This window comes from Peribacillus sp. YIM B13481 (assembly GCF_042787985.1).
In the GTDB taxonomy this organism is placed as follows: Bacteria; Bacillota; Bacilli; order Bacillales; family DSM-1321; genus Peribacillus; species Peribacillus simplex_A.
Map to the genome: position 1 here is coordinate 108,696 of NZ_JBHZPE010000010.1, position 10,536 is coordinate 119,231.

A 10,536-nucleotide genomic window follows, 5' to 3' on the forward strand; every position below is an offset into this window, starting at 1 on the left:
GGGATAACTTAGCTATTCCTTTTTCGTGCCTCTTCGGGACTTTCCATTCTTGTTGCCCCTTTATGACCCAAGGATTGGTCCCTATCGGACTCCACCCGTCTACTTTCTTTCAATTTCTTTTCTTGTCGATCTTTACCCATGTTTACACCTCCTTTTTAAAATGATAGGGGGACGGTTTTATGGATGAATATTGCAGTTCCTCATTTTAATCCCCGCCTTTACGTTTATTCTTTGAATAAACAAGCCATAATGTTCCTAAAAGGGGGATGCTGCATGGATGGAATTTTGTTTTATTGGATGTCATGGATAGTTTGGGTCATTGTCATGTATTTTATTCCAAAAACGGTCCCATTTCGTTTTGATTTTCTTTTTCATCTATTAGCCGTAATGGTATTAACGGGGTATAAACTGGAGGTTTCCTTATTTTCCATGCATTTGAGCGGTCCATATCTTTTCTTTATACTATGTGTGTATATTAGGAAACAATCAATCATCAAGGTGATGGAACTGATCTGCGGAAGTCTTATTATCACTCTCGCCTATGCCAGTTTTCAACTTTTTTCTTTACTTGATCCGATATGGCTCATCATGAAACCCTCTTATCTTTTGTGTATTTTCCTGAATTATCTTATCCTATTACTTTTTAAAAATTGGAAACATCGATTGTTCGTCCTTTTAATCGGTTTGATAATGGGTGATATCATATATTCTGGATTGCTTGTTTATCACTCTTTGTCTTATGTGGCCCTTGCATACGCATGGCACGATAATGCAGTGCTGATATTGGGCACGAACATACTGTGGAGAATGTTGGAGCTTGTTGGCCAATACATTTATTCATCATCCCAATCGAGATTGTTATCAAAACAAAGAAAAGAGAATTTTAATCAATGAGGAGTATTGGGAAAGATTAAGGAAAAAAGATATGGGGTGTTATCCGTTTTTATCCAAAATGCTGCAGGTTTAAATGGAATCAATTGGAAGTGGAAGGCTTTTATGCATACAATCATTGTTGATTGGCGAGAAATTTGTTACTATAGGATAGTTAGAGTTCTGTAGATAAATCGTAAAATGCTCTAAAAAATTAAAAGGAAGCAGTGTGCCGAAAGCTTCTTCATTTTTTTGGGCTGTTTATAATCACGTTTTAGCATGCTGAGGGTTCAGCTTCACGTCACCTGAGGAACTGGGGAGTAAAGTGGACAAACTGCCTGTAAATACTTGATACGTTTAACTGAACATCAGTAGGGAGTTCTCTTACTGATGAAATTTTCCTTTATATGATGATGGATACAGCCTTTTCCTTTAAAAGGAAATAATGAAAATCAATAATGCAAAAAGCAACCTTAATAAATGCATTCATGAATTTCGTGACTTTGACAGAGATATAGTAGCAGAAAGGGTGAATAGCAATGCCAAAACCGGTAATTGCGATAGTCGGTCGTCCGAACGTGGGAAAATCGACAATCTTTAATAGAATAGTGGGAGAACGAGTTTCGATTGTCGAAGACGTTCCTGGAGTAACACGTGACAGGATTTATAGTTCAGGTGAATGGTTGACACATGATTTTAACATTATTGATACAGGTGGAATTGATATCGGTGACGAGCCGTTCCTAGAACAAATTCGCCAGCAGGCTGAAATTGCCATCGATGAAGCCGATGTGATAATTTTTATGACGAATGGTCGTGAAGGGGTAACGTCTGCAGATGAAGAGGTCGCTAAGATTCTCTTTAAATCGAGAAAGCCAGTTGTCCTTGCGGTAAATAAAGTCGATAACCCAGAAATGAGAGATCAAATCTATGATTTCTATGCGTTAGGTTTTGGCGATCCATTCCCGATCTCCGGGTCTCATGGACTTGGTCTTGGTGACCTACTGGATGAAGCGGCCAAACACTTCCCTAAATTCAGCGGCCAGGATTATGCTGATGATGTCATTAAATTCAGTTTGATTGGACGACCGAATGTAGGTAAATCTTCACTGGTCAATGCATTGTTAGGTGAAGATCGTGTCATTGTAAGTGAAATTGAAGGAACGACTCGCGATGCGATTGACTCCCCTTATAAATATAATGGTAAAGAATATGTCATTATTGATACTGCTGGGATGCGGAAAAAAGGGAAAGTGTATGAAAGTACGGAGAAATATAGCGTTCTTCGTGCATTAAGGGCAATTGAACGTTCAGACGTTGTTCTTGTGGTCCTGAACGCTGAAGAAGGTATTCGTGAGCAGGATAAAAAAATTGCCGGATATGCCCATGAAGCGGGTAGAGCGGTCATCATCGTCGTCAATAAGTGGGATGCCATCGAGAAAGATGAAAAAACGATGAAGGATTTTGAAGAAAAGATCCGTGCCCATTTCCTATTCTTGGATTATGCGCCAATCATCTATCTTTCTGCCTTAACTAGAAAAAGGACACATACCTTAATACCAGTCATCGATCAGGCTAGTGAGAATCATGCTATCCGTGTTCAGACAAATGTATTGAATGAAGTGGTCATGGATGCCGTGGCGATGAATCCGACACCGACTCATAATGGCAACCGTTTGAAAATCTATTATACGACTCAGGTTGCGATTAAGCCGCCTACTTTCGTTGTATTCGTTAACGATCCGGAGTTATTGCATTTCTCATATGAGAGATTTTTAGAAAATCGAATTAGGGATGCCTTTGGTTTTGAAGGAACACCGATACGAATTTTTGGACGCCAAAGGAAATAGTAAAGGTGGTTATACAATGGTGAAAGCAAAAGAAAGTATCGCTGTGATTGGTGCAGGGAGCTGGGGAACTGCTTTAGCGATGGTAATAGCTGATAACCAGCATGAAGTGAGATTATGGGGACACAATCAGAAACAAATTGATGAAATGAATCAAAATCATACGAATGAAAAATACTTGCCTGGGATTGAATTGCCTTTGGGGATTAAAGGATATTCGTCCATTAAAGAAGCGTTGGCCGGGATTGAAATAATTATTTTGGCGGTGCCGACCAAAGCCTACAGGGAAGTGCTTGGTCAGATTAAAGAGGCTCATGATAAACCATTGACGATCGTTCATGTGAGTAAAGGAATTGAACCTGATTCACTGCTTCGTATATCGGAAATGATTGAAGAAGTCTCTTCGGCGGATTGGCTTAAAGATATAGTGGTTCTTTCAGGCCCGAGTCATGCAGAAGAAGTCAGTCTGCGTCACCCGACAACAGTTGCCGTTTCTTCAAAGAATATGAAGGCAGCCGAAAGGGTTCAGGACATCTTTATCAATAATAATTTCCGTGTGTATACAAATCCCGACTTGATTGGTGTTGAAATCGGTGGGGCATTGAAGAACATCATTGCTTTGGGTGCCGGCCTTACGGATGGTTTAGGCTATGGTGATAATGCCAAGGCTGCATTAATGACACGGGGATTGGCTGAAATATCCCGCCTGGGGGTGGCCATGGGGGCCAACCCACTAACGTTTTCAGGTTTAGCTGGGATTGGCGACTTGATCGTCACTTGTACAAGCGTCCATTCCCGTAATTGGAGAGCTGGGAATATGCTTGGTAAAGGGCAAAAGCTTGAAGAAGTTTTGGAAAACATGGGTATGGTCGTTGAAGGTGTCAGAACCACTAAAGCCGCCTATCAACTAGCTAAAAAGTACGAAGTGAACATGCCGATCACAGAAGCCTTGTACGATGTTTTATTCAATGGGGAAGAAGTGAAAAAGGCAGTTGACCTTTTAATGAATCGTTCAAAAACGAATGAAATGGAAGAACTTTTTAACATATTGGATAGCAGACAGCAGGATTAACCTCGCGTTTGTTGATTTTAATAAAAGAATTTCATTAAATTAGGCATTCGATGATGCGCCTTGCCGTGTATCAGCATACAATGCAACGAAAGTAAACTAGTAATTTGACCTCGGCACGGGGGATTTAGTCAAATGAGCAGAAGGTATCTTTATATCTTCTGCTTTTTTTATGGGCAAAAATCATTGATTCTCTTTTAGCTAACTTTAGGGATTATGAATAATTGCATGAGTTATTCAAATTTGCATGAAATATTCTACTTATTTCCTTGTTTTTTGTTAAAAATCGACTTTTTTTTTTGGTATGAAAATTGCGAAGTGTAATATAACAAAAAAATTATAAAGGAGGCCAGGAAAGTTGGTTAACTTTTCTGGCTAAACAAGGAAGGGGAAGGATACATGCAAACAGGTCAACTGAAAAGGTCTTTAAACTTATGGCATATCGTATTGCTTGGTGTTGGTTATATGACGCCGATGGTTGTTTTTGATACTTTCGGGATAGTTTCAGAAGAAACGGGGGGGCATGTGCCAACAGCTTATGTCATTGCTCTTATGGCGATGTTGTTTACTGCAGCCAGCTATGGAAAAATGGTGAAAATTTATCCGCAGGCAGGTTCATCCTATACTTATACTCAAAAAACGATAAATCCACATTTAGGCTTCCTTGTCGGGTGGTCATCGATGCTTGATTATTTATTTTTACCGATGGTGAACGCCATTTTAACAAAAATATACCTAACAGCTCTTTTTCCTGAAGTATACCCGTGGATATGGGTAATGGCATTTGTTCTTTTAATGACAGGGATTAACTTATTCAATGTTAATTTTGCTGCCAACTTTAATAGCTTTCTAGTTTTCTTTCAAATGTTGGTCATCATTATTTTTGTGGCTCTTGTGGTCAAAGGGGTCATGGGTGGAGAAGGAACAGGTGACGTTTTTTCAGTTAAGCCATTCATCGGGCCTCATATGGAAATGTCGACACTCATTACAGGCGCTACAATCCTTTGTTTTTCGTTTCTGGGGTTTGACGCTGTCACTACATTATCGGAAGAAACACCAAATCCATCTAAAACGATTCCCCGGGCCATCTTTTTGACTGCCCTGATCGGTGGGGTTTTATTTGTGACGGCTGCATTCTTTACACAGTTATTTTTCCCTGATGTTTCCCGTTTTGGCGATCCTGAGGCGGCTTCCCCGGAAATTGCCCTTTTTGTGGGCGGGAAGTTATTTCAAGCTTTCTTTCTCGCTGGAACTTTATCCGGTACCCTTGCCTCCGGTCTTGCATCCCATGCTAGTGTTTCTAGGTTGTTATATGTCATGGGGCGTGACCAAATGATCTCAAAAAAACTTTTTGGGTTTGTCCACCCCAAATACAATACGCCATTTTTTAATGTCATCTTTGTCGGGGCCATATCAATGATTGCCTTATTCCTTGATTTGGTTACGGCCGCTTCCCTCATTAACTTTGGGGCTCTAATTGCTTTTACTTTCGTGAATATTTGTGTAATCGTCCATGCAATAAGAAACAAAAGTTTCCGAACGATGAAAGGATTTCTTTCAACTATTCTGTCCCCGGTTATTGGAGGGGCATCGGTATTCATTCTGTGGCTTAATCTCGATATGAGTTCATTGATCCTAGGGGTTGTCTGGGCGTTAATTGGAATTTGTTATCTTCTGTACCGGACAAAATGGTTTACGGAATCCCCTCCGCTATTTCATTTTAAAGAAGCCCAGTGAATCCACTCTATTGATGTAACGAAGGGGGGGGTTATAAGTCTGATGAGAAAATGGAGAGGTTTCATGCCTGTTATTCTATTCGGTTTTTTATTCATGGCTTTAGCAACGGTGTTCAGCACATATGGCATCGCAGCAGAAATGTCACATGTGGTTCCTAGAGCCTACATACTCGCTTTAATGGTGATGCTTTTCACGGAAAACAGTTATGGACAGATGGCGAAGGTCATTCCATCGGCAGGTTCAGCATATGCCTACGCAAAAGTCGATTAATCCATATGCCGGTTTTCTGGTGGGTTGGTCGATACTAATGGGTTTTATTCATTCCAATGGTCAATTATTTGTTGTTCAGCCGTTCTTTTCAGCAGCTTTCCTTCTGTACCGGCTTATGTGCGGGCTTTTAGTTTACTGATTATTTCGACGATTATCAATGTTGTGGAGGATATTAAATACGAAAAGGTGAACGCCCCTTTGTCCAATGAAAAATAAGTAAAAGATGTATAACTGATCTTTAGGTCAAAAGGGTTCAATAAAGAACTCTTCAGACTGTAGACAAACTCGATAATAATTGAGTTTGTCTACAGTCTTTTTGAGGGTTTGTAAAATAGAACGTTGATTGGAACGTAGGGCACTCGCTTTCCACGGACGGTCCGCCCTCGGCCCTTTGCGCCTGCGGGGTCTCCCCTTGGACGGGCTTTTCCCGCAGGAGTCTCACGCACCCGTTCCGATCACTTTGTTTTAACATGTAGAAGGAACCCCTTTTATTATGGATCGAATAAAGGTAAATGTTGGGTATAAGAAGCTGGACATATTTATTTTTTATCTTGCAATTCAGAATTGTGTTAAAATATAGGTTGGGTTACAAAAGGAGAGTGAAACTGTGTTATCTATTCCGGATGATAAAATTAGACCATTCATATCTATAGAAATTGATCAGCCAACATTTTCAGAGCAAAAAATTGATGAGATACAGGAACCTTTCTTCTTTCTTATGAAGGATAATCAAGTATTTGCCTATATCCGCATGGATGACCTCCCGTTAAATGAAAGAGTAACGACAGTCGATCAGCTTTTACAGTATGCTTTCTCGATTGAAAATGTTTGTAAATTGCATCCAAACATTTCCATGCCGCTCCTGTTTCAAATTATCGGTGAACCTATCGTACTGATAAAAACGGATGAAGGCCTGCTTACCGGTTATGTAAAAAGGGAAGATGTTTTAGCTGAATTATTCAAGCAGGACAGCAAACAAAACTTAGACCTGCTAAATGTGATTTTAACATCCATTCCTATGGGGATTTTTGTGGCTGATAAAGAAAAAAATATCGTGAACTTCAATGAATCTGGCTTGAAAATGATAAAAAAACCTTCAGAACAAGTCCTTAATGAACCTGCTGCAAACATCTTCGATAAGCAGCATATACATAACGTGTTTGCCAGCGGGAGCAGTATTCTTAATCAGCTGGAGATTACTGATGTCATGAGTGTGCTTGTCGATTATAGCCCGATTTTAAATCATGAAAAAGAAGTCGAAGGCCTGATCATCATCGTTCAGGATTTACCGATGGTTGAGGAAATGGCCATGGAAATAGATTTGATAAAAAGCTCGAATAAAGACTTGAATGCCATTTTAGCGAATATCTATGATGAAATTCTGGTCGTCAATCAAAAAGGGGAGCTATTACGCTATAGTGACAGCATCATCTCAGGTTTCTGGGGAAAGGATTTAAAAGATTATATCGGAAAGAATCTCTTGCAATTAGAAGATGAAGGGATTTTCAATCCTTCGGTCCCCCGGTTAGTCCTTGAACAAAAAAAGAAAGTATCGATTGTCCAAGATACGAAAATGAATAAAAAAGTACTTTCCGTTGGTACTCCAGTATTCAATGAAAAAGGGGATATAGAGCGTATAGTCATTGCATCTAGGGATATAACGGAAACGGCACAATTGAAATCGGAACTAAATGAAATGAAGAAAGAACTGGACTCATTCAAAAAGCAAGATCAATTTTATAAAGAGTTGATTTTTGCCAGTCCTAAAATGGAGCAGATAATCAGCCAAGTCCAGAAAATCGCTCATTTTTCATCTACTGTATTAATCAACGGGGAGTCGGGAGTGGGTAAAGAAGTGATAGCCGAAGCCATCCATAAAATGGGCAGGCGCTCCAAGCAACCTTTCCTGAAGATAAATTGCGGGGCGATTCCGGAAAACCTCCTCGAAAGTGAATTGTTTGGTTATACGAAGGGTTCATTTACAGGAGCGGATAAAAATGGGAAAGTAGGATACTTTCAACAGGCCAATAACGGTGTTTTATTCCTTGATGAAGTGGGTGACATGCCTATACATCTGCAAGTCAAGCTACTGCGAGTCCTCCAGGAACAGGAAGTGATCCCGATAGGCAGTACGACACCTGTCTCCATCGATGTTCAAATTGTTGCGGCAACGAATAAGAGACTGGAAAAAATGGTCGAGATGGGGACGTTTAGAGAAGATTTATTCTATCGATTGAACGTCATTCCCATACATGTGCCCCCGTTAAGGGAAAGGCCGGAGGATATACCGCCGCTAGCCTTTCATTTTCTGCAAAAACTGAATGAAAGGTATCAGCGGAATTACCACTTTTCCCCTGATGCCTTGAATATACTGGAAGTCTATACATGGCCGGGGAACATTCGTGAATTGCAGAACATGATTGAAAGATTGGTTGTTTCTGCAGATGAAGAGATGATAGATGCCGGCTTCATTCAAAGGTTCATTCCGGTCGGCAGTGACTTTAAACAAACAAAACCCATCATTACGAGAATCCTTCCGCTGCAGGAAGCCCAGGATCATGTTGAAGAGCAATTAATCATGCTGGCCATGAAACAGTATAAAACTACGACGAAAGCGGCAAAAGCGCTGGGGATAAGTCAATCATCAGTGAGCAGGAAGTATCAAAAAGTCTTGGCTGAACAGAGTAAGAGGATCGAAAAAAATGCATATTGAAAAAAAGCCGTTGACGAGTGATGTTATTCACTTATCAACGGCTTTTTTTATGAAGGAATTTGGTAAGCTTTTTTAATGGTTTTCCAAGGATAGATTATGCAAAGTAAAATAATGATATGCAAAATTGCATAGGTTTAGTGGTATTTATTAAAAAAAATGCGATTTTATTGGTTAATTATCTTGGCACGGTACTTGCTTGGTAAGTAAGTATAAGAAAAAAGGGAGGTAAGCATTAAAGATTCATCAAAAGCATCCTTAATTAACCATCCAATAAATTTATAAAAAAGGGAGAGTATAAAATGTCAATTAACGTAGAAAGTAAAACTCAAGCCAACCAATCAGAAACCCAGGATTATATTAAAAAGGTGCTTCAATTAATTGAGCAAAAAGAAATTTCAAAAGAAGATGCCCAATGGGTAACGAAAGAAACGGTCGAGAATTTCCGTAACCATGTAAACCCAGGGTTTTTGGAATATCGGAAGACGGTCACTAAAGACACACAATTCGCTGCGGTAGAGTGGTCTGATCAAGATTCATGTTTTACGGATGTTAATGGAAAAAAATATATTGATTGTTTAGGTGGGTTTGGCATTTATAATGTTGGCCATCGTAACCCTAAAGTAGTAAAGGCCGTAACCGATCAATTGCAAAGACAAGCCCTTCATAGCCAGGACTTACTTGATCCATTGCGTGCAATGCTTGCAAAGATCCTAGCCGATATCACGCCGGGAGATTTAAAATACTCATTCTTTACGAACAGCGGTACGGAGAGCGTGGAGGCTGCGCTTAAGTTGGCCAAAATGTACAGTGACAAATACACGATTATTTCAACGACAAAATCATTCCATGGTAAAAGTCTTGGTTCCTTATCAGCAACAGCAAAGGGCATGTTCCGAAAACCGTTCATTCCACTGATTCCAGGTGTGCGTCATGTACCTTTCGGTGATGTGGATATGATGAGAAAAACGTTTGAAAGTTGTGCGTTGGTCGGTGAAGACGTTGCTGCTGTGCTGTTGGAGCCTATCCAGGGTGAAGGAGGGGTCATCCTCCCTCCGCAAGATTATTTAAAGCAGGTTCGGGCACTATGTGACGAATATGATGCGTTATTGATATTGGATGAGGTTCAAACAGGAATGGGACGTACAGGTAAAATGTTTGCATCCCAGCTTTATGATGTGGTACCGGACATTCTTTGTTTAGCGAAAGCATTTGGCGGCGGAGTAATGCCTGCAGGGGCCGTTGTAGCCAATGAGAAAGTGTTTAAAAGCTGGTTCGACAATCCATTCATGCACACTACGACATTTGGAGGAAATCCACTCGCATGTGCTGCTGCCATTGCTACGATCGACGTGCTTTTGGAGGAAAAATTACCGGAGCGTGCTGCAGAAGTTGGTGAATACTTCTTAAATGGGTTAAAGGAAGTGGCTAAAGAGCACAAAGATAAGGTATTGGAGATTCGCGGACAAGGATTGATGATTGGTATTGAGTTCCATAAAGACGAAGTGGGTTATGAATTTTCTAAAGCCCTCTTTGATAAAGGCATCTTGGTGGCAGGTACGCTTATAAACTCCAAAACAATCAGGATCGAGCCGTCATTGACTATACATTTGGATGAAGTGGATACAGTCATAAAAGCGTTTAAAGAGGTTTTGCCGACGCTTCAATCTTAATATAAGTAAGCAGAAAAACAGCCTTAGGGCTGTTTTTCAGTTTGTCGACAAAAGGGGTTCGGAATGAATTAATTCCGAACCCCTTTTGATATTTTCTTGGAATTTTGCTCAAGATTAAGAGCTTGGGTCTCAACGAGACCACTATGTTAGGCCATTTTTGGACCTTGCCATGTCCAATTGGCCATCTTCTTTATATTCATGGCATTGAAAGTAAGCATCGCCTGCATCGACAATTTTTTAAGTCCCCTTAAAGTAGTCCAACGCATACCATGCTTTTCTTTTGCATGCGTATTTCCAGGTGTTACAATCGACCCTAGCACAAAACCATTGCGGTCTGCAGCCGTGTGAAATGAATAGGCA

The 10,536-nt window shown here is 40.3% G+C and carries 9 protein-coding genes; 7 read left to right on the forward strand and 2 right to left on the reverse strand.

Annotation, left to right across the window (positions count from 1 at the left end):
• Positions 1-8: 8 nt before the first annotated feature.
• Positions 9-140: a YpzI family protein gene (locus ACFX4X_RS08995; RefSeq protein ID WP_284470308.1), complete on the reverse strand. Its 132-nt coding sequence runs from the start codon at positions 138-140 to the stop codon at positions 9-11.
• A gap of 133 nt (positions 141-273) precedes the next feature.
• Between ACFX4X_RS08995 and ACFX4X_RS09000 the strand changes: the two genes are divergently transcribed.
• The 7 genes from ACFX4X_RS09000 (at position 274) to ACFX4X_RS09030 (ending at position 10,176) form a co-directional block, all read left to right on the forward strand.
• On the forward strand, positions 274-894 hold the full coding sequence (locus ACFX4X_RS09000; RefSeq protein ID WP_089364789.1) for a YphA family membrane protein: 621 nt from the start codon (positions 274-276) through the stop codon (positions 892-894).
• Between the two features lie 515 nt (positions 895-1,409).
• Positions 1,410-2,720 (forward strand): ribosome biogenesis GTPase Der, encoded by a 1,311-nt coding sequence (gene der, locus ACFX4X_RS09005; RefSeq protein ID WP_089364788.1) that lies wholly within the window; start codon positions 1,410-1,412, stop codon positions 2,718-2,720.
• Positions 2,721-2,736: 16 nt separating this feature from the next.
• The gene (locus tag ACFX4X_RS09010) at positions 2,737-3,789 is read left to right on the forward strand and encodes an NAD(P)H-dependent glycerol-3-phosphate dehydrogenase (RefSeq protein ID WP_089364787.1); all 1,053 of its coding nucleotides are present in this window, start codon (positions 2,737-2,739) and stop codon (positions 3,787-3,789) included.
• Between the two features lie 396 nt (positions 3,790-4,185).
• Positions 4,186-5,523 (forward strand): APC family permease, encoded by a 1,338-nt coding sequence (locus ACFX4X_RS09015; protein WP_377383011.1) that lies wholly within the window; start codon positions 4,186-4,188, stop codon positions 5,521-5,523.
• A 42-nt stretch (positions 5,524-5,565) separates the two neighbouring features.
• Positions 5,566-5,793 carry a hypothetical protein gene (locus tag ACFX4X_RS09020; protein ID WP_377383013.1) on the forward strand — a complete coding sequence of 76 codons (228 nt, stop codon included), beginning with the start codon at positions 5,566-5,568 and terminating at the stop codon, positions 5,791-5,793.
• Between the two features lie 607 nt (positions 5,794-6,400).
• A complete protein-coding gene (locus tag ACFX4X_RS09025; RefSeq protein WP_377383014.1) occupies positions 6,401-8,506 on the forward strand; it encodes a sigma 54-interacting transcriptional regulator in 2,106 nt (701 codons plus the stop codon).
• A 299-nt stretch (positions 8,507-8,805) separates the two neighbouring features.
• Positions 8,806-10,176 carry a putrescine aminotransferase gene (locus ACFX4X_RS09030; RefSeq protein WP_284470310.1) on the forward strand — a complete coding sequence of 457 codons (1,371 nt, stop codon included), beginning with the start codon at positions 8,806-8,808 and terminating at the stop codon, positions 10,174-10,176.
• Positions 10,177-10,322: 146 nt separating this feature from the next.
• On the opposite strand, the gene ACFX4X_RS09035 is transcribed toward ACFX4X_RS09030, so the two are convergent.
• On the reverse strand, positions 10,323-10,536 hold a 214-nt coding region (locus ACFX4X_RS09035), incomplete at its 5' end, for a transposase (protein ID WP_377383016.1).